This is a genomic window from Bacillus cereus group sp. BfR-BA-01383 (assembly GCF_022663495.1).
GTDB lineage: Bacteria > Bacillota > Bacilli > Bacillales > Bacillaceae_G > Bacillus_A > Bacillus_A cereus_AU.
Genome location: NZ_JAKUFP010000122.1, coordinates 1 through 342, shown reverse-complemented (window position 1 = coordinate 342; position 342 = coordinate 1). Strand labels below are relative to the sequence as shown.

The window sequence follows — 342 nt, the reverse complement described above, 5'->3', positions numbered from 1 at the left end:
ACTCTAATTTTCCCCATAGAAAAATCCCCTCCATAGTAAACAGGTTAATGTGCTTTCTTTTTCCTGTCTACTATAAGGGGATCATATCAGACTGCAAAGCGCTTTTTCAAGAAAGCTTTGCGGTCTTTTCATGTTTCGCAGCCTCGTGTTATGACAGTCGATAAGAATCCAGCTTATCCTATAGCAATTGAACAGTTGAAAAAAGAGAAAAGCATACCTGATGGTATGCAACTTAGACAACAAAAATACTTGTTCTATGCTAGGGTTCAAATGTTTTGACACAGCTACATCCATTCTTTCTGGAGTAGAAGCTATGCATATGATTAAAAAAGAACAGATTGA

Annotated in this window: 1 pseudogene; it reads left to right on the top strand. The window is 36.8% G+C overall.

Annotated elements, in window-relative coordinates:
* Positions 1 to 57: 57 nt before the first annotated feature.
* Positions 58 to 342: pseudogene (locus MR065_RS27220) on the top strand (DDE-type integrase/transposase/recombinase); the annotation flags it as partial.